This is a genomic window from Halorubrum sp. GN11_10-6_MGM, assembly GCF_005435165.1.
In the GTDB taxonomy this organism is placed as follows: domain Archaea; phylum Halobacteriota; class Halobacteria; order Halobacteriales; family Haloferacaceae; genus Halorubrum.
Genome location: NZ_SGUC01000004.1, coordinates 26,634 through 50,782 on the forward strand (window position 1 = coordinate 26,634; position 24,149 = coordinate 50,782).

Below are 24,149 nucleotides of genomic sequence, written 5' to 3' on the forward strand. Positions count from 1 at the left end.
ACCGCCGCCGACGGCTCCCGTTTATTTTTAACTGTCCCGCGCCGGTAGCGTCGCCCATGGCGCATGACCCGCTTTCGCCGTCCGAAGCCCTCCGCACGCGCGCCGGCACGGTTCTGGGTACCCTGAGCCTGTTCGTGCTCGTCTACTCCCTGCTGATCGTGGGGCAGATCCTGCTCGGCGTCGTCGTCGTCACGCTGCTCTCGGTCGGCCCGTACGTCTCGTACCGGCTGTTCGCCGCGCTCGACTCGCTCGCCGACGCCGCTCAGCGGATCGCCGACGCCCGCGAGCGCGAGTCAGGCGACCGCTCGCGGTTCGACCCTCCCGTCGACCGCGGCGCTCCCGACACCAGTGAGCGCCCCTCGGAGCGCGAAACCGAGCGCGAGCGCTGAATGGTCGGTCCGTCGCCCTCGGTACGGTCGCCCCGACTCGTCGACGCCGCGCCCGGAGCGACGATTTATGCCTCCTCGCGGCGACCGGAAGGGCATGAACTGGCGACTCGTCGCGACCGTGGGCGTCGGCGTGACCGCGTTCCTCCTCGTCGCCGCCGCGGTCACCGAACTGCTCGCGGCGAGGATCGCGTTCTCCGCGCTCGTCGGGCTCCCGGTCGGCCTCCTCGTCGCCGCCGCGGCGGCGGCCGCGACGTGGCTCCGTCTCTGGGACAGTCCGCGCGCTCGCCCCGTCCTGCTCGGCGCCGCCGCGCTCGGTTACGCGCTCGTGGTCGTCGCGGCCGCGTCGTATTCGGTCCCGCCGGTCCGCGGGGTCGTGAGCGTCGAGCGCGCGCTCGCCGGGTCCCTCCTGGTCGGTGTCGTCGTCTTCGCGCTCGCGCGGCGGTATCCGGACCGGATCGACTGACGCGAGGCCGCCTAGCGGGGGAGCGTCGCGGCCGTCTCACGCGAACACGACGAACCGGAAGAGCCACAGCGTGGCCATCCCGGTCGCGATCGTCGCGAACACGTTCTCGGTCCGCCACGCGACCGCGCCGGCGACGGCGCCCGCGATCAGTCGCTCGTCGAGGAGAGTGGCGGCGACGGACGGGCGCAGCGTCACCAGGTCGGGGAGGACGAGCGCCGCGAGGACCGCCGGCGGGACGTACCGCAGCGGGCGCTGGACGCGCGTCGGGACCCCGTCGATCCGGCCGAACAGGTGGATGAAGGAGAGCCGGATCCCGTAGGTGACGACGCCGATGACGACGATGGCGACCCACGCGCGCGGCGAGGCGACGACCCCCGCGAGCGCGTCGGTCACGACGCCGTCACCTCCGTCACGAGGCCCGCCGCGATACCGCACAGCGCGCCGACGAGCAGCCCGAGGTTAAGCGGGAGCCCGGCCGCGACGACCGCGACCGCGCCGCCGGCGACGCCCGCGACCGTGGTCGGTCGGTCCTTCATCGCGGGCACGAGGAGCGCGAGGAACACGAGCGGCACCGCGAAGGTGAGCCCCCACGCGTCGGGGACGCCGGCGCCGAGGACGACGCCCGCGACCGTGCCGATCTGCCAGACGATCCACAGCGAGGCGGCCGCGCCGAGGTAGTAGCGCCACCGGCTGCGGTCGGGGTTCTCGTCGAACTCGGCGACCGAGAGCGCGTACGCCTGATCGGTGAGGAGGTACGCGAGCCCGGCGCGGAGCCGCCGCCCGTAGTCGGCGAAGTGCGGCGCGATGGAGGCCGAGTACATCAGCATCCGGAGGTTGATGACGACGGCCGTGCCGACGACGACCGCGAGCGGCGCGTTCTCGCCGAGCAGCTCCAGCGCCGCCAGCTGGGAGGCGCCCGCGAACACGATCACGGACATCCCGACCGCCTCGGCGAGTCCGAGCCCGGCGTCGACCGCGGCGATCCCCGCGACGAGCGCGAACGGCGCGATCCCCAACATTAGCGGCGAGACGTCTCGGACGCCCGCCAGCAGGTCCTCGTCGAAGACGGTGTCTGGCACGGCTACCCGTCCCGCGGATACGGGTGTTCGTCGTACTTCGCCGCGAGGTGGTCGGCGTGTTCCAGCTTGGTGTTCGCCTTCCGGAAGGTGCCGAGCAGGGTGTGTATCTCGCGCTCCGTCGGATGCGCGCGGCCGAGCAGTCGGCGCATCAGCAGCGCGTTCTTCTCGCGGACGTGATCGCGCTGGCCGGTCGCCGCGAGGAAGTCGCCGAAGAACTCGTGGAAGCGCTCGATGTCGGCCTCGGGGGCGCGCGTGACCTCCGTGTCGGGCAGCTGCGTCTCGTCGACCGTGAGCTCGCGGAGCTCGTAGAGGAGGACGGTGGCGGCCTGCCCGAGGTTCAACACGGGGTAGTCGTCGTCGGCCGGGATCGAACACACCTCGTCGAGCCGCGAGAGCTCCTCGTTGTTGAGCCCGCGCCCCTCGCGGCCGAAGACGATCGCGGTGGGCGCGTCGACCGACTTCAGCGACTCGCGCAGTTCGGCGGGCGTCTTGAACGGGAACCGCTCGTGGCTGCGGTCGTCCTCGCCGGTGATCGCCGTGGTGCCGACGGTGTGGTAGTTCGCGACGACCTCGTCGAAGGTGACCTCGTCGGCGTTCGGGAGCACGTCCTCGCGGGCGTGGCCGGCGAAGCCGTACGCCTCGCCGTCCTCCGACAGCTCCGGCGGGTTCACGAGCTTGAGGTCCGTGAGGCCGAAGTTCTTCATCGCTCGCGCGATGGTGCCGACGTTGCCCGGCGTCTCCGGCTCGACGACGACGACCACGGGCTTCCGCCGATCCGCGTCGCCCTCGACGCGCTTCGAGCCGTCGGCGTCGGCTCCATCGGCCGGTCTCTCGCCGCTCATCGGTCGGTGGGGTAGTCGGTCGAGAGGTCGAGATCGGAGTCGGCGAGCTCCTCGTCGGTCACCGCCTCGTCCTCGTCGCGCTTCTCTCCACCGGCGAGTTCGAGGATATCGATGCGATCGCCCTCGAACCCCTCTTCGAGCCGTTCTTGAACCTCCTGCTGATCCGGGAGATCGGGGAGCCCGTCGGGGTCCTCCTCGACGTGCTCGACGGAGCCGTACCCCTCGGAGGCCTCGTTGCCCGCGGCGACCCACTCGTGGAAGCGGTCGGCGAACTCGACGGACCCCTTGTGCTCGCTGCCGCCTTCCTCGCGGAACCAGTAGAGCAGTTCGGGCTCGTGTTCGGGACAGAGAAGCACCTCTCCGTCCGGCTCTCCGTACACGATCTCCGCCTCGCGACAGCGGTGGATCTCCTCCTCGCCGTAGTCGAGGTAACAGACGTCGCAGGGCTCCTCGACGAGGCCGACGAGCCGCAGGAGCCGCTCCCGCGGATCTTCCGGGATCTCGTCGAGGGGCTTCAGCTCCTCGTCGTCGGTGAATATCTCGTCCTCCTCGAAGCGCCACCCGCGGAGGCCGATGCTCACTTTCGCCATGTCGCACGCTACGCTCCGGCGGCGATAAAAGCGCGTCCTTCCCGGCACGAGAGCGGGCGTTCCGCCGATCGCCGCTTGCCGTCCGGCCGTCGACGCGGCCGTTTATCACGCCGGGGCCCCTCCCGGCCGTCATGGACCGACGGCGACTCCTCGGGCTGACCGCGGCCGCGGCCGCCGGCGTCTCCGCGGGCTGTCTCGGGGACGGCGACGCGGCGGATGACGGCGACGCGGGCGACGCTGACTCCGGCGACGCCGATAGGTCGGGAAACGGCGGAGCGGACGGAGACGCAGCGTCCGCGTGGCCCAGCGAACCGTACGCGGACTACGAGACGACGACCGTGACCGTCTCGGGACCCGACGGAGAGAGTCGGGGGACCGTGACCGCCGCGATCGCCGACGACCGCGACAAGCGCTTCCTCGGCCTCAGCGACGCCGAGTCGCTGCCCGAGGACGCCGGGATGCTGTTCGTCTACGACGCGCCCCGAGACTCGCTCACCTACGTGATGCGTCGGATGAGCTTCGGCATCGACATCGTCTACGTCGACGGGGATCGGGAGGTGGTCCGGATCCACAACGCGCCCGAGCCGGGACCGAACGAGGACGGCGAGGAACAGCGGTACCCCGGATCGGGTCAGTACGTGCTAGAAGTTCCCTTCGAGTGGACCGACCGCCACGGCGTCGAGGTCGGCGACCGACTCGCGTTCGATTTGTGAGCGATCGTCGCCGCCGCACCCCCGGCGAGCGCGTCGGGTACGCGCCCCGTTTATGTCGCTCGCGCCCGTGGTGAGCGTATGCGAAACGTGGACGCCGCGGGGCTCGGGATCGGCGACGACCACCCGCCCCGGATCATGGGCGTGCTCAACGTCTCCGAGGAGTCGCCGTACGACCCCAGCGTGTACGACGACCCCGGCGAGGCCGCCGCGTACGTCGACGAGGAACTGATCGGCGAGGGCGCCGACATCGTCGACGTCGGCCTCGAATCGGCGAACAAGGACCTCGACGTGCTCTCGGCCGAACAGGAGTTAGAGCGGCTCGACACCGCGATAGAGACGCTCGAATCGACCTCCGGGGACGCCGTCTGGTCGATCGAGACGCGCTACCACGAGGTCGCCGACGAGGCGCTCTCGCGCGGCTTCGACATGGTCAACGACATCTGCGGCTTCGCCGACCCGGAGATGCCCCGGATCTGCCGCGAACACGACGCGGCCGTCTCGAAGATGGCCTCGCCGCCGGACTTGGAACGCCCGGGCGCGATCGAGGAGGTCGACGACATCTACAAGGCGCTGTCGATGAACGGCCTCACCAACAAGACGATACTCGACCCCGCGTTCGGCGGCTGGTCCGAGGCGAAGACCCACGAGGACGACCGCGAGACGTTCCACCGTCTCCGGGAGTTCCGCGGCTACGGTCGCCCGCTCCTCGTCTCGATCAACCGCAAGAGCTTCCTCAAGACGATCGCGGGCCGCGACACCGAGGGGGCGCTGCCGGTGTCGCTCGCCGCCACGTCGATGGCGGTCGAGCGCGGCGCCCACGTGATACGCACCCACGACGTGGCCGAGACGCGCGACGCCGCCCTGGTCGGCGCCGAGTTCGCCCGCGACCGGTTCCGCTCGGGCGAGGCCTCCGACGCCGTCGCGGTCGAGGAGCTCGACGTGACGACGGCCCGCGAGGCCGAGCGCCACCTCGACCGGATCGGTGCGGCGAGTGCGAGGCAGGGGGACCGCGACGTCGCCGACGCCGCGGTCGTCCGCACCTACGAGCTCTCCGGGCTCGACGACGAGGCCGTCGGGGCCCTGCGCGCCGCGACGGTCGGCGGGGGTGCGGGCGGCGCGACGATCAGCGGAGACGCGAGCGGCGCGGCGTTCGCGCTTGGCGACCCGAACCGAGCCGAGGCCGCGGCGACCCCTTCGGCGACCGACGGGGGCTCGGAGAACGGTTCCGTCCCCGACGCGCCCGTGGACGACCGCCGCGGGCTCCTGATCGGGACGTCCGCCGGGCTCGACGCCGTTAGAGAGTCGGTATCCGGGGTTTCGGAGTCGCTCGACGCTGCGCTCGACGGTATCGACCGACACGTGAGTTAAGAGAAAGTTTATGCCCTCGTGTAGACAACCGATCGACCGGACGCCGGAGGGGCACGCGGGTAGGGGTACTCTGTGCCACTCCGGCCCATACCATATTCCGACCGGCGAGCGGCGGCGCCGTTCAGCGGTCGCTACCGCCCGCGTCCAGAGCGTGATCCGTCCGTGAACTTCGCGACCTTCGAGCCCGCCTACGAGGCGATCCTCGACGACTTCGGCTTCGACCGCGCGGCCGACGAGCGCGCCCGGGACATCGCGGCGGACCTCGCGACGCCGTTCCCCCTCGACCGCCTCGGCGACTGGCGGGGGAAGACCGTCGCCGTCGCGGGCGCGGCGCCGTGTCTCGCCGCCGAGGTCGCCCTCGCCCGCGACGCCGACGTCGTCGTCGCCGCGTCCACGGCCGCGGACGTCCTCGCCGACCGGGGCGTCGCCGTCGACTGTATGGTGACCGACCTCGACAAGAACCCCGAGACGGCGGCCGCGCTCACTCGCGAGGGCGTCCCCGTCGCCGCCCACGCCCACGGCGACAACGTCCCCGCGGTCCGCGAGTGGCTCCCGCGCTTCGCCGACGACTGGACGCTGGCGACGACGCAGGCTGCTCCGGTCGGGCCGGTCCGCAACACGGGCGGGTTCACCGACGGCGACCGCGCGGCCTTCCTCGCCGACCACGTCGGGGCCGGCGAACTCGTCTTCCCGGGCTGGAACTTCGAGGACCCCGCCGTCGACCCGATGAAGGCGCGCAAGCTCGACTGGGCCGCCCGGCTGCTGCGCTGGCTGGAACGCCGCCGCGGCGAACGGTTCGCGGTGCTCGACGGGCGGCGCGAAGACGCCGACGCGGCGTTACGGGAGGTTCTCGGTGACGCGGTCGAACGCGATCGCTCCGACGGATAGCCGCCTCAGTCCTCTCGCTCCACGCGCGGCTCGGGGAACAGCTCGCTCTCGTCGCGGTCGCCGATCCACTCCGCCAGCTGGACGAGCTGGTCCGCGGCGGCCTCGAACAGCCGCTCGCTCTTCTCCGGCGTCACGTCGGTCGGGTCGCCGAACGCGCCGTTCGGCGAGTTGTCGACCGCGTCGTAGAAGGTGCGCGCGCCGTGGACGGTCGTGTCCGCCTCGTTCAGGTCGGGGAGGCCGCCGTCGCGGGCGTCTTCGAGCCGGTCCTCGCGGACGAGGTCGGGCGCGAGGTGGGTGATCATCGCCGTCTCCTTCGGTCCGGCGTGGGGGCCGTTGCGCTCGAAGAGGTCGTCGACAAGCTCCGGGATCGACTCGTCCCACATCCACTCGACCGCGTAGGCGACCTCGTCCTCGTGGAGCCGTCGCCCGACCTCGCGGAGGTGCTGGACGTTGCCGCCGTGGGCGTTCACGAACACCACGCGGTCGATGCCGTGGTACGCGAGGTTCCGCGCGAACGACTCGACGTAGTCGCGGAACTCGGGCGGGTCGACCCACATCGTTCCCGGGAACTGCCGGTGATGCGGGCTGACGCCGACGTTGATCGTCGGCGTCCGGAACGCGTCGGAGCGGTCCGCGGCCGCCGTCGCGAGCCCCTCGGCGATCAGGTGGTCGGTCGCGAGCGGCAGGTGCGGGCCGTGCTGTTCGGTCGAGCCGAGCGGGACGAGCGCGACGGAGCCGGGAGCGAGCGCGTCGCCCAGCTCCGGCCAGGTGTGGTCCGCGAGGTACATACGCTCGCCTCGCGCGCGACACGTATCAACCCCGGCGTCGCGGTCCGGTTCGCCGCAACCGAGACCGCGGGGATTCCGCGGCGGGCCGCCGCCTCGGCCCGTGTCGACACCCTTTTTGTGTCCTCCGGCCGAAACGGCGTCCATGTTCGGAGGCGGCGGCATGAATCCGCGGAAGATGAAACAGATGATGAAACAGATGGGGATCGACGTCGAGGAGCTCGACGCCGAGCGGGTCGTCATCGAGACGGCCGACGGCGACGACCTCGTCTTCGACGGCGCGCAGGTCACCAAGATGGACGCCCAAGGCCAAGAGACCTACCAGATCGTCGGCTCGCCCGACGCGGTGGCCGACGCGGGAGCGGGCGGCGCGACCGCGGTCGAGGGCGCCGACGATCCGGCGCTCGACGACGCGGACGACGGGGACGACGAGATCCCCGAAGAGGACGTGAAGCTGGTCGCCCAGCAGGCCGGCGTCTCGAAGGATGCGGCCCGCGAGGCGCTGGAGGCGGCCAACGGCGAGCCCGCGCGAGCGATCTCCGACCTGCAGTGACGGACGCCGCGTACCTGCTCGTCCACGACGACCGCGAGTACCTGCTGGAGCCGGGCGAGGAGTTCGGCACCGACCTCGGCGTGATCGAGGTCCCCGAGGACGTCGCGGCCGGCGACGAGGTCGAGACCCACCTCGGCACCGTCTTCGAGGTCCGCGCGCTCCGCGGCCCGGACCTGTTCAACCACCTCGAACGCACCGGCGCCCCGATGATGCCCCGGGACGTGGGGCTCGTCATGGGCCACACCGGCGCGTCCGGCGGCGACCGCGTCCTCGACGCCGGCACCGGCACCGGCATCCTCGCGGCCTACCTCGGCCGCGCCGGAGCGGACGTGACCACCTACGAGGTCGACCCCGAGTTCGCCGACGTCGCCCGCGAGAACATGGTGACCGCGGGCGTCGCCGACCGCGTCGAGGTCCGCACCGGCGACCTCACCGACGAGCTGGACGCGCTGGCCGACGAGGAGCCGTTCGACGCCCTCACGCTCGACACCGGCGACGCCCCCGCCGTCGTCGAGCGCGCGGACGACCTGCTCGCGTCCGGCGGTCGCCTCGCCGTCTACTCCCCCTTCGTCGAGGGCACCCGCGAGGCGGCGCTCGCGGCCCGCGACGCCGGGTTCGACGAGGTCGAAACCCTCGAAACGATCCAGCGCGAGATGGACTTCTCCGACCGCGGCTCGCGCCCCTCCACCGCCGGCGTCGGCCACACGGGATACCTCGTGTTCGGCCGCGCGCCCTGAGTCGGCGCAACGCTCTTTCCGCTCGCCGCGGTCATCGACCGTATGCCCGCGGACGACGCCGACACCGAGGCCGACTCGGAGCCCGCGAGCGACGAGTTCGACCCGGCAAGCCATCCCGGCGACCTCGCGAGCGACGGCGGCGACGGTGCGCGGGAGGTCTCCGACGCGCTCCCCCGGTCCGACGACCAGCTCGCCGAGGCGGTCGAGACCGCGCTGTCGGGGCGGTCCGAGGTCGTCGCGGTCGGCGTTCCGATCCGGCTGCTCCCGGCGGTGCTGGCGGCCCGGGTGCGCTCGTCGGGCGCGCCGTGGCGGATCGCGTGTCGTCCCGGCGTCGTCGACGCGCTCTCCCGGGCCCTCGTCCTCGGCACCGCGGTCGCGGAGGCGGTCGAGCGCGACGAACTCCGGGTCCGGACCGGCGAGCCGTTCGGGCACGGGACGGGGGGAACGCTGTTCGCGAGTCACGACCGCGCCGACGTCGTCGTCGGTCCCCGCGGGGAGCGGTCGCTCGCGACGACCGCGGTCGACTCCGATACGGGTACCGACTCGTGTGCCGAGGCCGTCGCGGGCGCTCACGCGGCCGCCGCGGCGCGCTTCGACGCCGCGACGGTCGACCCCGTCGGGATGCCCTCGCGGAGACGGTTGCTCGCGGCCGCGCGGGCGACGCTCGACGACCGCTTCGCCGACGACCTCGCGACCGTGCTAGCGTCGCTCCCGCCCGGCGAGTTCGGCCGCACGACCGAGCCGTCGGACCGGACGCTCCTCGTCGCGCTCGCGGCCCGGCACGACCACCTCTTCCGCGACCTCCGGACGTGGGTCGGCGTCGACGGCGTCGGGATCGCCCCGGGACAGGAGTTCACGGGCGACCGGCAGGCGCTCGTCAATCGGGAGCTCATCGAGTCGATCAAGGTACCGATGGGTCCGGGACGACCGATGCTCCGGCTCCGCGCGGTCGACGACGGGCTGCTCCGCGCCCGGGCCGAGGAGGTGCCGAGCGTCCTCCGGGGGCGGTTCGAGCTGCCGACCGACGCGGACGGCCGGGTCCGGAACGACGCCGCCCGCGGCGAGCGGCGGCCGGTCTGGGAGCGGCGGCGGTTGTGAGTCCGGGGACGCGACGCGGCGCCCCGACGTGACAAGAACTAACTCTCGGCGGCGCCCCCGGAACTGTATGACGACGTTCTCCGACAGGGTCGAGCGGATCTCGATAAGCGGGATCCGCGAGGTGTTCGAGGCGGCCGGCGACGACGCGATCAACCTCGGGCTCGGCCAGCCCGACTTCCCGACGCCGGACCGCGCCCGGCGGGCCGCGGTCGACGCCATCGAGTCCGGGAAGGCGGACGCCTACACCGAGAACAAGGGCACCCGGTCGCTGCGCGAGGCGATCGCCGAGAAGCACCGCGCCGACCAGGGGATCGACCTCGACCCCGGAAACGTCATCGCGACCGCCGGCGGCAGCGAGGCGCTCCACGTCGCGCTGGAGGCGCACGTCGACGCCGGCGACGAGGTGTTGATCCCGGACCCCGGCTTCGTCTCCTACGACGCCCTGACGAAACTGACCGGCGGCGAGCCCGTCCCGGTCCCGCTGCGCGACGACCTCACGATCGACCCCGCCGCGATCGAGGCCGCGATCACCGACGACACCGCGGCGTTCGTCGTCAACTCCCCCGGCAACCCCACCGGCGCCGTCTCCGCCGAGGAGGACGTGCGCGAGTTCGCGCGCATTGCCGACGAGCACGACGTGCTCTGTATCTCCGACGAGGTGTACGAGTACACCGTCTTCGACGGCGAGCACTACTCGCCGATCGAGTTCGCCGAGACGGACAACGTCGTGGTCGTCAACTCCGCCTCGAAGCTGTTCTCGATGACCGGCTGGCGGCTCGGCTGGGTGTACGGCGCGGGGGAGCGCGTCGAGCGCATGCTCCGCGTCCACCAGTACGCGCAGGCGTGCGCCTCGGCGCCGGCGCAGTACGCCGCGGAGGCGGCCCTCCGAGGTGATCGCGACGTGGTCGACGAGATGACCGACTCCTTCGAGCGGCGGCGAGACATCGTCTTAGAGGGGCTCGCGGAGATCGGCATCGACTGCCCGACGCCGCAGGGCGCCTTCTACGCGATGCCGCGCGTTCCGGACGGGTTCGTCGACGAGTGTCTGGACCGCGGGGTGGTCGTCGTCCCCGGCGAGGCGTTCGGCGAGGGCGGCGCCGGCCACGCGCGCATCTCGTACGCGACCGACGAGGAAGAGCTCCGCGAGGCGCTCGACGTGATGGGCGAGGCGTACGCGGCGGTTCGCTGAGGCGGGTTCGACGGCCTCGCCCGGTCAGTCGTCGGACGCCTCCGATAACCGGAGGTAGCGCTCGTAGTACGCCTCGCCGTACCGAATCATCTCCTCGCTGTCCACACCGAGGCCGCCGTCCTTGCGAATGTTGCCGTCGATGAAGTGTCGCGCGTCGATCGCCCGCAGCAGTTCGACGTAGGCGTCGGAGTACGGGTGCGTCTCGCTGTACTCCTCGGCGGCCGCCCGCTCGACGATCCGCCTCGCCTCCGGCGAGAGGTCGTCCGGCGCGACTCTCGGGCCGACGAGCCTCGCTCGGAGGATAGCCTCCATTCGGTCGGGACTCCCGGCGACCGCCTCGGCGGTCGGTCGGTAGACGGCCTCGTGGAACCGCTCGTGCTCGATATCAACCCGATACGTGGTGTCTCGGAAGACGACGCGGTCGGGACCGTCGCCGGCGAGCAGCGCGCTGTCGTCGCGGGCCGAGGGGGACCGGTACGCGTACCCGCCGCGCTCGACCAGCCCGACCGGGTACCCGCCCACGTTCCCGCGGGCCCGCGCGGCGAAGTGCGCGATCCGGACCGCGCGCCGGTCGGCCTCGGGAAGGTCCCCGTCTTCGCCGGCGTCGACCGCCGAACCGCCGTCGCCGTCGGCGGTCGAATCGCCGTCGTCGGTCGAATCGTCGCCGCCGTCGACCGCGAACAGCCGGAGGACCGGGTAGGTCTCGGCGACCTCGTCGACGACCACGGAGCCGAGCTCGTAGTACGTCTCGCCGTCGAGGACGTACGTCGGGTCGTCCGCGCTCGCGAAGAACGGCTCCCGGCCCCGGATCGTGTACCGTTCGTCGGCGAGGGCGGCGTCGAGCGCCGCCTCGTCCCACCGCTCCGGCGGGTCGTCGCGATCGCGAACGTAGCGGTCGCGCAGGGATCCGTCGACCCGCGAGAGCGAGAGCCGGAGCGCCGATCCGTCGCCGCCGCTCGGTTCGCCGCCGTCGCCGGTCCCGAGACACCCCGCGACGGCGCCGAGGCCGCCCGCGACCGCACCGGCGAGGAAGCGTCGCCGAGAAGAGACGAGTCCGTCCATGGAGACCGTACCGAAGGACGACTGAAAGACGTTGCCGAAACGCAAACGATCGCTTGTGCGACGCGCCGGTCGAAACGAACGACCCGAGGATCTACCGATAACTGGTGGTAATTCACCGTCGTCAGAGAGTTTCCGCAAGTTATACTGCCGGTGGCGGAGTACCGTCTCGTAATGGACCGGAACATACAGGTCAGCCGGCTCGACCGGCAGGCGGTCGAGGACCAGGAGGTCGAAATCGTCGAGCGAAAGGGGATCGGTCACCCCGATTCGATCTGCGACGGAGTCGCGGAGTCGGTCTCGCGGGCGCTCTCGCAGCTCTACTTGGACCGCGTCGGCAAGGTGCTCCACTACAACACCGACGAGACGCAGCTGGTCGCCGGCCGCGCGGCCCCCGCGTTCGGCGGCGGCGAGGTCGTCGAGCCCATCTACATCCTCGTCGTCGGCCGCGCCACGAAGGAGTACGACGGACAGCAGCTCCCGGTCGACTCGACCGCGCTCGCGGCCGCCCGGGACTACCTCTCCGAGGCGATCCCGGAGCTGGAGTACGGCACCGACGTCGTCGTCAACGTCAAGCTCGGCGAGGGCTCGGGCGACCTCCAAGACGTCTTCGGCGAGGAAACCCAGGAGGTCCCGATGGCCAACGACACCTCCTTCGGCGTCGGCCACGCCCCGCTCACCGAGACGGAGACCATCGTCCGCGAGGCCGAGCGCGCGCTCAACACGACCTACCACGACGACAACCCCGAGCTCGGCCCCGACGTGAAGATCATGGGCAAACGCGAGGGCGACCAGATCGACATCACGGTCGCCGCCGCGATGGTCGACGCGCACGTCGACGGCCTCGACGAGTACGACGACGCGGTCGCGTCCGTCCGCGAGTACGTCGATGACCTCGCCCGCGAGTACACCGACCGCGAAGTCACCGTCGACGTCAACACCGCCGACGACTACGACGAGGGCTCCGTCTACCTCACCGTCACCGGCACCTCCGCCGAGCAGGGCGACGACGGCTCCGTCGGGCGCGGCAACCGCGCGAACGGGCTCATCACGCCGAACCGCCCGATGTCGATGGAGGCGACCTCCGGGAAGAACCCCGTCAACCACATCGGGAAGATCTACAACCTGCTCTCCACCCGGGTCGCCGAGTCCGTCACGGACGAGGTCGACGGAATCCGCGACCTCCAGATCCGGCTGCTCTCGCAGATCGGCCGCCCGATCGACGAGCCCCACGTCGCCGACGCGCAGATCGTCACCGAAGGGGACGTGACGCTGGCCGACATCGAGGCGGACGTCATCGACATCGTCGACCGCGAACTGGCCGACGTGACCGACGTAACTCGCAGCGTCATCGAGGGCGACGTCTCGACGTTCTGAGCGGCGGCGACCGAGTACCGGCCCGCTCGACTCCAACGGATTTGCGCCGCCGGCCGACCGCAACGGATTTGCGCCGCCCGGTCCGAGGTGCGCGCATGACGCGGGTGTGTCTCCTCGGCGACCCCGACGTGGAGCTCTCCTACGAGCTGCTCTCCCGCGAGACGGCTCGCGACGCGCTCGCCACGTACGAGATCGAAGAGCCGTTCGAGAACAGCGTCGCCGTCGACACCGTGAGCCTCGGCGCCGCGGTCTCCCTCCTCAACGACCTCGACTGGTACCTCGTTCGCTTCGTCGAGGAGGCCTTGGTACTGGAGCCGTCCGTCGCGGCCGACGAGTGGCTCTCGCGGGACCTCGCCCGCGAGGTCCGCGACGGCGACGTGCCGCCCGAGGAGACCGACCAACGTTTGAAGCTGTTCGGCCTCGTCGACGGCCGCCCGGTCGAACCCCTCTTCGTCCGGCGGCGACAGGGCGAGACGCCCGAGTACGACCTCCGCGACGTCGAGGAGACCGTCACCGTCCGCGTGAGCGAGTCCGAGTTCTCGGGATAGAGAGCCGACCGCCGCTCTCGCCCCTCACTCGTCGACTTCGGCGAGGATCCGCGTCCGAACCGGCTCGACGTCGACCGGCGCCCACGCCTCCACGTCGTAGGTCACGTCCGCGAGCGTCTCCAGCCGTTCGGTGTCCCCCTCGCCTATCGCCGCGACCGCCTCCTCGCGCAGTCGGCCGAGGACCGCGTCCGCGAGCGCCTCGCGGTCGACCCCCCGGTCCGGGACGTCGAGGATGTGCGGGAGGTCCGCGGCGCCCTCGGGAAGGGTCGGGAACGCGGCGGGACCGACGGCGAGGGCGGTCCGCTCGTCGGCCGCCTCGGTCTCTCCGTCGGGGACGTCGTCCGCCCCCTCCCCGGAGAGCGCCCCGGCCGGCGCGGGCACGAGCGCGTACTCGGCGACCGCGAGGTCGATGGCGGCGTCGATGGCCGCCTCGTCGACCTCGGCCCGTCGCTTGAACGCCAGCTCCGAGAGCGCGTTCGAGAGCTCCGCGCGCGTGAGCCACCCGAACAGGTCGACGACGCCCGCGAGGTCGTCGCGCGCGGCGACGCTCGGCCTGTTTCCGTCACCCATCGTCAGTCCTCCCCCGGCGCGGGCTCCGCCTGTCCGCTGTCCGTTCCCGAGCCGCCGACGATATCGACGCCGCCGGTCGCCTCCTCGTCCCTGACGGCGTCGAGATCCGCGCGCGCGGCCTCGCGGACCTCGTCGGGATCGACCGGGGCGCGCTCCCACGCCGGGAGCCGGGTGTCGGGACCGGGCTCGGAGAGCGCCTCGGCGTAGGTCGCCACCTGCGAGCGCTCGTCGGCGGCGTCGTACGAGAGCCCGTTGAACGCGGCGTCGGTCGCGTAGCCGTCGATCAGCGCCTCGGCGGCCTCGCGGTAGCGCTCGGTGAGGCCGTCGTAGTCGACGTCGACGCCCGCGTCCTCGACCGCGCGCAGCGTCGCCGCGCCGACCGCCCGGCTCATGTCCGCGAGGCCGGTCGGCCCCTCGACGGAGCGGTGGTCGTGTTCGTAGCGGCCGAGGTCGACCTGCGCGCTGTCCGCGAAGCCCGCGTGCCCGAACGCCTCGCCGAGCGTCCCGACCTCCAGCCCCCAGCCGCGCTGGACGCGGAGCCGGGAGACGAGGTCGCTCGTCGCCGCGAACTCGCCGGCGAGCGCGTAGCGGAACGCCGAGAGGTACGCGAGGACGTCCGGCTCGCGGCCGGGCGCGGCGTCCGACAGCGCGCGGACGAGCGGCCGGAAGAACAGCCGGAACAGCCGCCCGTACAGCGATCCGTCCTCGACGCGGGCGTAGTACCCCTTCGAGAACGCGTACCCCTGCCCCAACGGGAACAGCAGCCGGTTCACGAACGCGGGCGAGTACGTCTTCGTGTCGGCGTCGTGGACGACGACGAACTCCTCGTCGAGCGCGCGACCCAGCGCGAGCCACACGTCGCGGCCCTTGCCGCGCTCGCCGTCGAGCCCCCGCGCCTCCAGCAGCGACGCGAGCCGGGTGCCGTCGCACCACAGCGTCTCGACGTCGAGGTCGAACCCGTCGAGCCAGTCCGCGAACGGCCCGGCCCGGTCGGCCGACGCCCGCAGCGGGACGATCACTCTGGCCGGGTCGACGGTCTCCAGCGTCGAGAGCACGCGTTCGGCGGCGAGCGTCCCGTACTCGCGCTCGGTCATCGGCACGACCACCGCCGCGCGGTCCGTCGGCGCCGCCGGCCGGTGGTCGGTCAACGCGTGGAGGGTCGTCACGCGCTCCTGAACGTACTCCATTTACCGATCACACGGGAGCGACGCCCAAAACAGGTGCGGTACCACCAACCGGACCGGCCCCCGGTCGCGGGAGCGACCGGCCGTCCGGGACGGCTCAGACCGCGCCCGCGGCGCCCCCCGGCACGCGACCGAGGCGGTAGAGGACCGCGTAGGCGGCCACGAGGACCGACAGGCCGCCCGCGAGCGCGAGGAAGACGGCGTCGTACGTCGCGCCCGCCTCGATCGCCTCGCCGACGACCCACGAGCCGGCCGCCTGCGCCGACATCATCCCCGCGGAGAACACCGCGTACGCCGACGCCCGCGACTCGTCCGGCAGCGACGCCAGCAGGTACGTGTCGCCCGCCGGGAACAGCATGTGGATGGCGAAGCCGACGACGACGCTCGCGGCGACCACCGCCGCCAGCCCCTCGGCGACGACGACGAGGACGACCCCGACGACGAACGACGTGACGATGCCGAGCAGGTACGGGACGTGGGGAAGCCGGTCAGCGAGGTCGCCCGACACGAGGAACGCGGGCACGCCCGCGGCGAAGATCACCGTCAGGAGGTTCCGGGCGGTCGCCGGCGGGAGGTCCTTCTGTATCATGTACAGCTCGTAGAAGTTGAACAGGCCCTGCCAGACGAAGCTCGTGAGTCCCGTCAGGACGACCCCCGCGACGATCAGCTTCCACTCGCCGCGGGCGGCCCCGAGGAAGTCGGTGTCGCCCGCGCCGGCGTCCGGGAGGTCGGCCCGGCGAGCGAGCGCGTAGAACGCGACCGTGCTGACCGCCGCGACGACGGCGAGGACGTAGAAGGCGTATCGCCAGTCGTACCACAGCGCGACGGTGACCGCGGGCGCGGCGATGACCGCGGCGAGCTGGCTGGCCATTCCGTGGACGCCCATCACGCGGCCGACGCGCCGCGGGAACAGCTCCGCGATGAACGGGTTCGCGGCGACGAAGTAGACGCCGGAGGCGAGTCCGATCGCGAAGGCCGCGACCAGCAGCGCGAGGACGCTCGGCGCGAGCGCGACGCCGAGCGCGCCCGCGGTCAGCATCCCGCCGGAGACGAGGATCACCGCCCGACGCGTGAAGCGCGTGAGCGCCCAGCCGGCGGGGAGCCGCGGCGCGGCCGACCCGAGCCACACGAGCGTGACGATGAGCCCGGCGGTCCCCTCGCGGATCCCGAACGCGTCGATGAACTCCCCCACGAGGGGTGCGAACACGACGCGCGCGAAGTTGACGAGGAAGACCAGCGCGCAAAGCGATCCGAACAGCCGGGTCCGTGACACGGCGGCGCTTCTCCGCGCCCGGAGACAAGCGTTGCGAAACGCCTCTCGGACTCCGGACCCCTGATCTGGGAGCGACGCCGGCTTCGCTCCGCCCGACATCGATCTCGGCCGACGCGTCTGACCGATGTCGTACAGGGTTTTTATGCGCCCCGGCGACAAACTCCGGGTATGAAATCCACGCGCAAGGGGCTCCGCGACGGGGACCTCGTCAAGGACACCTACGAGCGGCTCAACTGCGCCGACTGCGACCAAGTGCTGAAAAAGGAGAACGACCCGGACGAGGTGTTCTCGGTCCGGATCTGTCCGGAGTGCGAGAGTCGGTACAAGGAGCTCCGCTGAACGCCCTCGTCCGCACCCGGTGGCGAACCTCTCGCCCCGCATCCGGTGCCGAACTCCCCGCCGCGCCGCCCCTCTCTCTTCTCTCGCTGACCGTCGCCGCTCACGAGCCGAGCGACGCCTCGACCGCCTCGGCCACCGTCCGCCCCTCCCTCGCGACGATCTCGATCCACCGGTACGCGGTACACGCCTCGACCGTCGAGCGGGCGGTCCGTTCGTCGGACGCGAGCGCCTCGTCGGACTCCGAGAACAGCCGGAGGAACTCGGTCGCCAGCCACCGCCCGAGCGGGTTCTCGCCGCCTGCGAGCGACGCCGCCGACTCGACAGCCGCGTCGCGCGCCGTGTCGACCGCCCCGGCGTCGTCGGGGAACATCGTCTCCCCGTTCTCGATCCGCGACGCGACGGCGTCGAGCGCGCGGAGCCGGGTCCGCGCGAGCGCGGTCCGCGTGAGCGCGGTCGCCGGGTGGTCCGGCTCGTAGTCGTCGACCGGAACGGGGTCGAACCGGAGATCCTCGAACGTCCGGTAGGCCGCCGTCGAGAGCAGCGAGGCGCTCGGCGCGTCCCGGGCGACGGGGCGGTCGTCGAGGAACGCCTCGGTCCCCGGGTTCGACCTGAGCCGGTCCGTCTCTCCCCCGTGGAGTTCCCGGAGCCGGTCGCCGATCTCGGCCCCCAAGCGCTCCGCCTCACGACGGAGCGGCTCGGCGACCGACACCGAGTCGTCGAGCGACTCCCGGTAGCGGTCGCGGAGGTACCGCCCTGCCTCGACGTACGACTGGACGCGCTCGGCGTCTCCGACCGATTCGCCGACGCGGAGGGGGTTCGCCCGGCCGGCCGGACCGGCGTTCCCGCCGACCAGCGTCCGTCGCCGCGACTCGTCGTACCAGCGCTCGATCGGGCCGTACGCCGCGGCGCCGGCGAGCGGGTCCGCCGCGGGGCCGGGCAGTGAACTCAGCGTGTCGGACGCCCGCCGTCGGACCGTCCCGATGTCGGCGGCCACCGCTTCCGGGTCGCCCTCGACCGTCACGGCCGCCCACGTGCCGGTGGCGGTGGCGGCGTGATCGCGCGCCGCGGCGTACCGCTCCGCGGTCCGCAGCGGCGGGAGCGTCTCGTCGGGACCGGGTAGTGCCTCTCGGGCCGCCGCCCGCTCCGTTTCGATCTGCGCCCGGATCTCGCCGTTCGGCAGCGTCGCCGCGGTCAGGGGGTCCGGGATCGGGCCGAGCAGGCGGTCGACACGGTCGGCGAACGCGGCGGCGACCGCGGGCTCGACGTCGACGGGGACGAGCCGCGGCGCCTCCGGAACGGGCTCGTCGAATCCGCGCGGAACCGCGGCGACGTCGAGCGAGGGCGGATCGTCCCAGAACCGGGACTCGCTCCGCCTGCCGGAACAGCCGGCGACCGAGCCGAGCGCGGCGGCGACGCCGGCGGCGAGCGCGTCGCGTCGGGTGAAGCGTCGCGGCATCAGAACTCACTCCACTCGTCGGCGGCCGTGGCGTTGCCGGGCACGGTCGCGTTCCCGTCGATCACCGCGTACTCGGTGTCCGTGGTCTGACAGGGCGAGCGCCCGCTGGAGCCGGAGCCGGTGATCCGCCCGTCGAGGGCGACCGGGAGCCGGAAGAGGAGAGCGAGGACGACCCGCGTGTCCGTCTCGCACGCCTCGTCGGGCGGCCTGAGCTCGCGGCAGTACTCGTACTCGACGCGTTGGGGGTTCCACGAGACGGAGTCGATGTGGAGCCGCTCGCACGACTCGATACCGGCGGGCGCGACGTACACCGTCTCGGCGTCGTAGTCCGTCTCGTCGAGGAACGACCGGATCCGATCGCGGTCCGCGTCAGTGACGCCCTCGGCGACCAGCAGCTCGGCCGCCCGGTCCGCGCTCGTGACGAGTTCACGGCCCACGGAGATCGGATCGCCCTCGCCGTCGGTCTCCGCCCCGTCGACCAGGACGGCCTCGCCGTTCGGATTCCGGGGTTTCAGGACGGTCGGATCGGTGTCGGTCCCGGAGGCTCGTCGCTGTACGGACTCCGCCTCCGGATCGCTCGCGCCGGAGCAGCCGGCGAGCGCGCCGACGACTCCGGCGGCCGCGCTCCCGAGGAGGGCTCGTCGCGTGGGGGACATACGAGCGGGTTGAACCGGTCGGAACAAACGTCTTGTGGGGCGGGGACGGTACGAGACGGCGGTCGCTCTGTCACGCCCCCGCCCTCACTCGAAGACGGCGTCGAACGCCGACGCGCCGAGCGGGTCGAAGGTGCCGGCCGCGACGTTCTCGCGGACGTGGTCGGGATCGGTCGTCCCGACGAGCGAGGAGGTGACGCCCGGCGCGCTCCGCGCGAAGTTGAGCGCGCGCTGCGCCGGCGTCTCCCCCGCCAGCGTCGCGTTGACGTCGGCGGGGATCGCGCCCTCGACCGCCAGCTCGCCCTGTCCGACGCTCGCGCTCGTGACCACGGAGAGGCCGGCCTCGTGGGCGAGTTCGAGCGTCGAGACGGACCCCTCGGCGTCGCCGCCGGGCGGCGCGGGCTGGTTCCGACGGGTGAACGCGTCCGCCATCGCGACGTTGAAGGGGAGTTGGATCGCCGCGAACCCGTGGTCGTCGTCGGGGCCGACCGCCTCCCCGGCCGCCTCGGCCCGCGACCGCACCTCGCCGAGCGAGAGATAGCGGTCGGCGCCCCGCGGGACGCGGAACGCGTCCCACGCCGCGACGCCGTACACGCCGACGTCGCCCGCGACCCGCCGACGCTCTAAGGCCTCGAACGCGGCCTCAATCCGGTCGTACACGTCCTCACGGGACCGCGCGGCGAGCTGCGTCTCGGGGTTGTGGAGGTAGAAACAGTCGACGGAGTCGAGGCCGAGCCGGTCGAGCGATCGGTCCAGCGACCACTCCAAGAAGTCGGGGGCGATGCTGTGGGCGCCGTTCGCGAGGTCGTCGGGGTCGACGATCCCCGGCTCGACGAACCGCTCGCGGACGTACGCGCTCGGATCGTCGGGACGCTCCCCGTCGAACGGGAGGAAGCCGCCCTTCGTCGCGACGACGACCGACTCGCGGTCGACGGGGGCGTCTCGGACCGCCTCGCCGACGACGCGTTCGGCTCGGCCGCAGCGGTAGTTGGCCGCGGTGTCGACGTGGTTCACCCCCGACCGGAGCGCCAGCTCGATCGACTCGCGCGAGGCCGCGTCGACGTCGGCGGTCGGTTCGCCGAGGTACGTCCCGATGCCGACGCTGGAGACGACGCCCGGCCCGAAGCGCCGGAAGTAGGTGCGGCCGAAGGCGTCGCCGAACCGGTTCCGGTACCCCCAGAGGGCCTCGCGAGTCGCCATGTGGTCGGGGTAGTCGGCTCGCGGGTAAAAGTCGCGCGGGAGGTCGGCACACCGTCTCCGGGAGGTCCCACCGCGGGGCCGGTCAGTCGGTCGCGCGGAAGGTCCGCGTGACGTCCCTGTCGCCGCGGACGACGTCGACCTCGACGAGGCCCAGCGAGGTGAAGATCTCGCCCCAATCCCGGTAGTACAGCGGCGTCTCGTCGTCGACGTAGTTCACGTCCGCGTCGGCCGACGCCGACTCGCGCGTCGGCTCCTCGATCTCGGCCGTGACGAGGAGTTCGTCGGTGATCCGCGCGATCTCTCCGAAGACCGCCTCGACGTCGGGGTGGAGGTGTTGGAGCGTCTCGACCGAGTACACCGCGTCGAACGCGTCGTCGTCGAACTTCTCGACGAAGTCCTCTATCGATTCGCAGTAAAACGTCCCGTCGGCGGCCAGTTCGGAGTAGGTCTCTCGCATCGTGTCGAACGCCTCGGCGTTGATGTCGACGCCCGAGAGATCCTCGAAGCCGTTGGCCGCGAGGTGCGCGAGGTGCCGGCCCGACCCGCACCCGAGTTCGAGGACGGCTGCGTCGCGGTCGAGGTGCGAGTCGAGGGCCTCACGGATCAGCGCACTGGTCTCGTTCGGCCCGCGGTACGCGTAGTACGCCGGCGAGTACTCTCCCGCCCGGTTCGTCCACGAGTCTCGGACGGAGTGGGGTTCCACGTGTGCCAACGCGGTCAGAGAGGGAAAACGTCGTCGGACGCAATCTCGCTACCAGACGCACCCCGACATCGGACGGACTCCCGCCGTCGGCGTCTCGGCGCGGAAACACGGCGCCTTTCGCCGGAAATGCGTTGCCCCCCCGGCGTCAGACGCGCGCACGACGCAACGACTATACGGACTCCGGGAGTCACGTCCGGTAATGGCCTCGCTCATCGACCACTTGACGGACCTCGTCACGGACGTCGACGCCGCGCTCCTGTTCTCTCCGACGAGCTCGTTTTACGAGCAGTTCGCGGACGACGAGGTCGAGGTCGTCGTCGTCGCGCCCGACAACGACGTCGACGCGGAGACGTTCGTCGAGCTCCCCCTCCCGTTCGACAACGTCAAAGACCGGATCCGGTTCGGCATCGAGGGCGCGATGGACGCCGACCTCCTCGCGGAGGGCGACGAGGTGGCCTGCGTCGCAAGCGTGTTCGACGGGGGCTCGGACGCCGTGGTCCGCGTCACCGTCGACGAGGGGATACACACGGGTATCTTCGACCTGTTCGCCAACTCCCGGGCGGAGCCGAGCGTCATCCGCGACGTGTTCGAGGTCGCGATCGAACTCGGCAAGAAGGGACAGAAGGGCAAGCCCGTCGGCGCGCTGTTCGTCGTCGGCGACGCGGGGAAGGTGATGAACAAGTCGCGGCCGCTGTCGTACAACCCCTTCGAGAAGAGTCACGTCCACGTCGGCGACCCCATCGTGAACGTGATGTTAAAGGAGTTCTCGCGGCTCGACGGCGCGTTCGTCGTCTCCGACTCGGGGAAGATCGTCTCCGCGTACCGCTACCTCGAACCCGCCGCAGAGGGGGTCGACATCCCGAAGGGGCTCGGCGCGCGCCACATGGCGGGCGGCGCGATCACCCGCGACACCAACGCGACCGCTATCGTCCTCTCGGAGTCCGACGGGCTCGTCCGGGCGTTCAAGGCCGGCGAACTCGTCTTGGAGATCGATCCGGAGGAGTACTGACCCATGTCTGCGGCTCAGATCGCGATCGTCGAGATCGTCGCGAACGTCCCGTATCGCATCTGGCTGGCGCTCGGGGTGCTCCTGCTGGGGCTCCTCTTAGCGTACGTCACCGGCGTGGTCAACCGGCGGCTGCTCCGCCGCGCGGGTGTCCCCGAGGTGATCGAGGGGACCGCCTTCGAGCGGACGGCCCGCGAGTTCGACACCTCGACCGTGCGGATACTGGCGCAGCTTTCGAGCTACTTCATCGTCGCCGTCACCGTCATCGTCGCCTTAACCGTCGCGGACGTGAACTACCTCGAACAGTTCTGGTCGGGCGTCGCCGCCTTCCTCCCGCGGCTGTTCGTCGCCGTGATCGTCTTCATCGTCGGGATCGTCGTCGGCGACAAGGCGGAGCTGCTCGTCGCCGAGCGCCTCCGGGGGATCAAGCTCCCCGAACTCGGCGTCCTCCCGACCGTCGTCAAGTACAGCGTCGTGTACGTCGCCGCGCTCATCGCCCTGGGACAGGTCGGCGTCCAGACGCTCGCGCTCATCGTGCTGCTCGCGGCGTACGCGTTCGCGCTCGTGCTGTTCGCCGCGCTCGCGACGAAGGACCTGGTCGCCTCGGCCGCGGCCGGCGTCTTCCTCCTCCTCCGCCAGCCGTACGGCATCGGCGACGAGGTGCGGGTCGCTGGCGAGCGCGGCGTCGTTCAGGAAGTCGATCTGTTCGTCACCCACATCGAGACGGACGGCGAGGAGCACGTGATTCCGAACCACGCGGTGTTCCGCGACGGCATCGTGTTGATCCGGGAGTGAGGCGCGCGACGACGAGTTCGGAACGCACTTACTCCCTTGTGTTTTAGGCCGGCCTAAAATGAGGCGACAAGAGGAACAGCTGGTCGGCGCCCTGTTCGACGTGTTAGAGGCGGAGGGACACGGTGAAGCGCGACAGCGCTTGCTGCGCGCGTACGATTCGACCGCGTCCGAGAGCCGGGACGAACTGATAGAGCGGTTGATAGCCGAGCTCGTCACCGTCCTCAACGAGCAGCTCGACCCCGAAGAGGGGGCCGACGCTCTCACCGACGCCATCGAGTTCCTCTTCGACCGGCTCGTCTCCGTCGTCGAGGTCGCCCCCGTCGCCATCGTCGTCGTCGACGCCGACGGCGCGGTCCAGCTCTGGAACGACGGCGCCGAGCGCCTGTTCGGCTGGACCGAGGCGGACGCCCTCGGTAGCCGCCTCGTTTCGCGGGAGGCCGAAGCGACCGAGCCGTTCGGCGACTCCCTCTCCCGGCTCGAACGCGGCGAGCGGCTGACCGGCGTCGAGACCCGACACCCCCATCGCGACGGCTCGCTGGTCGATATTCGGTACTGGGCCGCCCCGCTCCGCGATCGCGACGGCGCGTTCGACGGCGCGACGTACGTCGCGACCGACGTGGGAGAGCGGAAGCGCCGCGAACAGCGGTTAACCGTGCTCAACCGAGTGCTGCGACACAACATCCGGAACGACGTGAACGTCGTGTTCGGGCACCTCGAGGCGCTCGCGGCCGAGCGTCCAGACGACGACCCGCACGTGGAGGCGATGGAACGGCGGCTCGCCGGTATCGTCGACCTGAGCGACGCGGCCAGACGCGTCGAACGGCTCCAGGATTCGGAGGGAGAAGCGAGTCGGACGACGTTCGACCTGTCGGCGCTCGTTTCCGGTCGGGTCGAGGAGTTCGAGGCGACCTACGCCGAGGCCGAGTTCACCGTCGAGGCCCCCGGCGGCGTCGAGGCCGTCGCCCACGACCTCCTGCCGTACGCCCTCGACAACCTGCTGGAGAACGCGGTCGAACACTCCGGGCCGTCTCCGCGGGTGCGCGCGGCGGTCCGCGAAGCCGGCGACCGCGCGCTCTTCGCGGTCGCCGACGACGGCCCGGGACTCCCAGCCCACGAGCGCGAGGTCCTGACGCGGTCGAACGAGACGCAACTCACTCACAGCACGGGCATGGGGATCTGGCTGGTCCGCTGGATCGTCCGCGCCTCCGGGGGCGAGCTTGGCGTCGCGGAGAGCGACATCGGCGGCACGGAGATCACCGTCACCCTCCGCGGCTGAGCGCGCCGGACCAACG

28 protein-coding genes are annotated in these 24,149 nt (G+C 71.7%); 15 read left to right on the forward strand and 13 right to left on the reverse strand.

Going from position 1 to position 24,149, the window contains the following annotated elements:
- The first annotated feature begins 56 nt into the window (after nucleotides 1-56).
- Together EXE46_RS03195 and EXE46_RS03200 are read left to right on the forward strand one after the other, a co-directional pair.
- Entirely contained in the window at nucleotides 57-389 is a 333-nt protein-coding gene (locus EXE46_RS03195) for a hypothetical protein (protein ID WP_137687054.1), read from the forward strand.
- A 94-nt stretch (nucleotides 390-483) separates the two neighbouring features.
- The gene (locus tag EXE46_RS03200; RefSeq protein ID WP_137687055.1) at nucleotides 484-852 is read left to right on the forward strand and encodes a hypothetical protein; all 369 of its coding nucleotides are present in this window, start codon (nucleotides 484-486) and stop codon (nucleotides 850-852) included.
- Nucleotides 853-888: 36 nt separating this feature from the next.
- On the opposite strand, the gene EXE46_RS03205 is transcribed toward EXE46_RS03200, so the two are convergent.
- From EXE46_RS03205 to EXE46_RS03220, 4 genes are all read right to left on the reverse strand, one after another.
- On the reverse strand, nucleotides 889-1,245 hold the full coding sequence (locus tag EXE46_RS03205; protein ID WP_137687056.1) for an AzlD domain-containing protein: 357 nt from the start codon (nucleotides 1,243-1,245) through the stop codon (nucleotides 889-891).
- The gene (locus tag EXE46_RS03210; RefSeq protein WP_137687164.1) at nucleotides 1,242-1,871 is read right to left on the reverse strand and encodes an AzlC family ABC transporter permease; all 630 of its coding nucleotides are present in this window, start codon (nucleotides 1,869-1,871) and stop codon (nucleotides 1,242-1,244) included. The genes EXE46_RS03205 and EXE46_RS03210 overlap by 4 nt, the downstream gene beginning before the upstream one ends.
- A gap of 62 nt (nucleotides 1,872-1,933) precedes the next feature.
- On the reverse strand, nucleotides 1,934-2,773 hold the full coding sequence (locus tag EXE46_RS03215; RefSeq protein ID WP_137687057.1) for an RNA methyltransferase: 840 nt from the start codon (nucleotides 2,771-2,773) through the stop codon (nucleotides 1,934-1,936).
- Complete coding sequence (locus tag EXE46_RS03220) at nucleotides 2,770-3,363, reverse strand: hypothetical protein (RefSeq protein ID WP_137687058.1); 594 nt, start codon at nucleotides 3,361-3,363, stop codon at nucleotides 2,770-2,772. The genes EXE46_RS03215 and EXE46_RS03220 overlap by 4 nt, the downstream gene beginning before the upstream one ends.
- A 131-nt stretch (nucleotides 3,364-3,494) precedes the next feature.
- On the opposite strand from EXE46_RS03220, the gene EXE46_RS03225 reads away from it, so the two are divergent.
- The 3 genes from EXE46_RS03225 (at nucleotide 3,495) to EXE46_RS03235 (ending at nucleotide 6,332) form a co-directional block, all read left to right on the forward strand.
- Nucleotides 3,495-4,076 carry a DUF192 domain-containing protein gene (locus EXE46_RS03225; protein WP_137687059.1) on the forward strand — a complete coding sequence of 194 codons (582 nt, stop codon included), beginning with the start codon at nucleotides 3,495-3,497 and terminating at the stop codon, nucleotides 4,074-4,076.
- A gap of 78 nt (nucleotides 4,077-4,154) precedes the next feature.
- Nucleotides 4,155-5,444: a dihydropteroate synthase gene (gene folP / locus EXE46_RS03230; RefSeq protein WP_199234102.1), complete on the forward strand. Its 1,290-nt coding sequence runs from the start codon at nucleotides 4,155-4,157 to the stop codon at nucleotides 5,442-5,444.
- A gap of 162 nt (nucleotides 5,445-5,606) precedes the next feature.
- Complete coding sequence (locus EXE46_RS03235; RefSeq protein WP_137687060.1) at nucleotides 5,607-6,332, forward strand: 6-hydroxymethylpterin diphosphokinase MptE-like protein; 726 nt, start codon at nucleotides 5,607-5,609, stop codon at nucleotides 6,330-6,332.
- 5 nt (nucleotides 6,333-6,337) lie between these two features.
- Here EXE46_RS03235 and EXE46_RS03240 read toward each other — a convergent pair whose 3' ends face one another.
- On the reverse strand, nucleotides 6,338-7,120 hold the full coding sequence (locus EXE46_RS03240) for a creatininase family protein (RefSeq protein WP_137687061.1): 783 nt from the start codon (nucleotides 7,118-7,120) through the stop codon (nucleotides 6,338-6,340).
- A 142-nt stretch (nucleotides 7,121-7,262) separates the two neighbouring features.
- Between EXE46_RS03240 and EXE46_RS03245 the strand changes: the two genes are divergently transcribed.
- From EXE46_RS03245 to EXE46_RS03260, 4 genes are all read left to right on the forward strand, one after another.
- A complete protein-coding gene (locus EXE46_RS03245; RefSeq protein WP_137687062.1) occupies nucleotides 7,263-7,670 on the forward strand; it encodes a nascent polypeptide-associated complex protein in 408 nt (135 codons plus the stop codon).
- On the forward strand, nucleotides 7,667-8,407 hold the full coding sequence (locus EXE46_RS03250; RefSeq protein WP_137687063.1) for a tRNA (adenine-N1)-methyltransferase: 741 nt from the start codon (nucleotides 7,667-7,669) through the stop codon (nucleotides 8,405-8,407). The genes EXE46_RS03245 and EXE46_RS03250 overlap by 4 nt, the downstream gene beginning before the upstream one ends.
- Nucleotides 8,408-8,449: 42 nt before the next feature.
- Entirely contained in the window at nucleotides 8,450-9,505 is a 1,056-nt protein-coding gene (locus EXE46_RS03255) for a DUF5821 family protein (protein ID WP_137687064.1), read from the forward strand.
- Nucleotides 9,506-9,572: 67 nt separating this feature from the next.
- Nucleotides 9,573-10,694 carry a pyridoxal phosphate-dependent aminotransferase gene (locus EXE46_RS03260; protein ID WP_137687065.1) on the forward strand — a complete coding sequence of 374 codons (1,122 nt, stop codon included), beginning with the start codon at nucleotides 9,573-9,575 and terminating at the stop codon, nucleotides 10,692-10,694.
- 24 nt (nucleotides 10,695-10,718) lie between these two features.
- On the opposite strand, the gene EXE46_RS03265 is transcribed toward EXE46_RS03260, so the two are convergent.
- The gene (locus tag EXE46_RS03265) at nucleotides 10,719-11,756 is read right to left on the reverse strand and encodes a hypothetical protein (protein WP_137687066.1); all 1,038 of its coding nucleotides are present in this window, start codon (nucleotides 11,754-11,756) and stop codon (nucleotides 10,719-10,721) included.
- 171 nt (nucleotides 11,757-11,927) lie between these two features.
- Between EXE46_RS03265 and EXE46_RS03270 the strand changes: the two genes are divergently transcribed.
- Both EXE46_RS03270 and EXE46_RS03275 read left to right on the forward strand, forming a co-directional pair.
- Complete coding sequence (locus tag EXE46_RS03270; RefSeq protein WP_137687067.1) at nucleotides 11,928-13,130, forward strand: methionine adenosyltransferase; 1,203 nt, start codon at nucleotides 11,928-11,930, stop codon at nucleotides 13,128-13,130.
- Nucleotides 13,131-13,225: 95 nt separating this feature from the next.
- Complete coding sequence (locus EXE46_RS03275) at nucleotides 13,226-13,678, forward strand: DUF5804 family protein (RefSeq protein ID WP_137687068.1); 453 nt, start codon at nucleotides 13,226-13,228, stop codon at nucleotides 13,676-13,678.
- 24 nt (nucleotides 13,679-13,702) lie between these two features.
- On the opposite strand, the gene EXE46_RS03280 is transcribed toward EXE46_RS03275, so the two are convergent.
- From EXE46_RS03280 to EXE46_RS03290, 3 genes are all read right to left on the reverse strand, one after another.
- Nucleotides 13,703-14,248, reverse strand: a complete 546-nt coding sequence (locus EXE46_RS03280; protein ID WP_137687069.1) for a hypothetical protein — start codon at nucleotides 14,246-14,248, stop codon at nucleotides 13,703-13,705.
- Nucleotides 14,249-14,250: 2 nt separating this feature from the next.
- The gene (locus EXE46_RS03285) at nucleotides 14,251-15,435 is read right to left on the reverse strand and encodes a glycosyl transferase family 2 (protein ID WP_137687070.1); all 1,185 of its coding nucleotides are present in this window, start codon (nucleotides 15,433-15,435) and stop codon (nucleotides 14,251-14,253) included.
- A gap of 94 nt (nucleotides 15,436-15,529) precedes the next feature.
- Entirely contained in the window at nucleotides 15,530-16,705 is a 1,176-nt protein-coding gene (locus EXE46_RS03290; RefSeq protein WP_137687071.1) for an MFS transporter, read from the reverse strand.
- Between the two features lie 168 nt (nucleotides 16,706-16,873).
- Between EXE46_RS03290 and EXE46_RS17010 the strand changes: the two genes are divergently transcribed.
- Entirely contained in the window at nucleotides 16,874-17,044 is a 171-nt protein-coding gene (locus EXE46_RS17010; RefSeq protein ID WP_199234103.1) for an HVO_0758 family zinc finger protein, read from the forward strand.
- A 100-nt stretch (nucleotides 17,045-17,144) separates the two neighbouring features.
- Here the strand turns inward: EXE46_RS17010 and EXE46_RS03295 are convergent, their stop codons facing one another.
- The 4 genes from EXE46_RS03295 to EXE46_RS03310 form a co-directional block, all read right to left on the reverse strand.
- Nucleotides 17,145-18,500, reverse strand: coding sequence for a hypothetical protein (locus tag EXE46_RS03295; RefSeq protein ID WP_137687072.1), 1,356 nt, complete (start codon nucleotides 18,498-18,500; stop codon nucleotides 17,145-17,147).
- Nucleotides 18,500-19,156: a hypothetical protein gene (locus EXE46_RS03300; RefSeq protein WP_137687073.1), complete on the reverse strand. Its 657-nt coding sequence runs from the start codon at nucleotides 19,154-19,156 to the stop codon at nucleotides 18,500-18,502. The genes EXE46_RS03295 and EXE46_RS03300 overlap by 1 nt, the downstream gene beginning before the upstream one ends.
- An 84-nt stretch (nucleotides 19,157-19,240) precedes the next feature.
- Nucleotides 19,241-20,353: an aldo/keto reductase gene (locus tag EXE46_RS03305; protein ID WP_137687074.1), complete on the reverse strand. Its 1,113-nt coding sequence runs from the start codon at nucleotides 20,351-20,353 to the stop codon at nucleotides 19,241-19,243.
- Nucleotides 20,354-20,435: 82 nt separating this feature from the next.
- A complete protein-coding gene (locus tag EXE46_RS03310) occupies nucleotides 20,436-21,056 on the reverse strand; it encodes a class I SAM-dependent methyltransferase (RefSeq protein ID WP_137687075.1) in 621 nt (206 codons plus the stop codon).
- Between the two features lie 199 nt (nucleotides 21,057-21,255).
- On the opposite strand from EXE46_RS03310, the gene dacZ reads away from it, so the two are divergent.
- The 3 genes from dacZ to EXE46_RS03325 are packed head-to-tail and all read left to right on the forward strand — an operon-like array spanning nucleotide 21,256 to nucleotide 24,133.
- A complete protein-coding gene (gene dacZ, locus EXE46_RS03315; RefSeq protein ID WP_137687076.1) occupies nucleotides 21,256-22,065 on the forward strand; it encodes a diadenylate cyclase DacZ in 810 nt (269 codons plus the stop codon).
- Nucleotides 22,066-22,068: 3 nt separating this feature from the next.
- A complete protein-coding gene (locus tag EXE46_RS03320) occupies nucleotides 22,069-22,857 on the forward strand; it encodes a mechanosensitive ion channel family protein (protein ID WP_137687077.1) in 789 nt (262 codons plus the stop codon).
- Between the two features lie 58 nt (nucleotides 22,858-22,915).
- Complete coding sequence (locus tag EXE46_RS03325; protein WP_137687078.1) at nucleotides 22,916-24,133, forward strand: sensor histidine kinase; 1,218 nt, start codon at nucleotides 22,916-22,918, stop codon at nucleotides 24,131-24,133.
- Nucleotides 24,134-24,149: the final 16 nt, after the last annotated feature.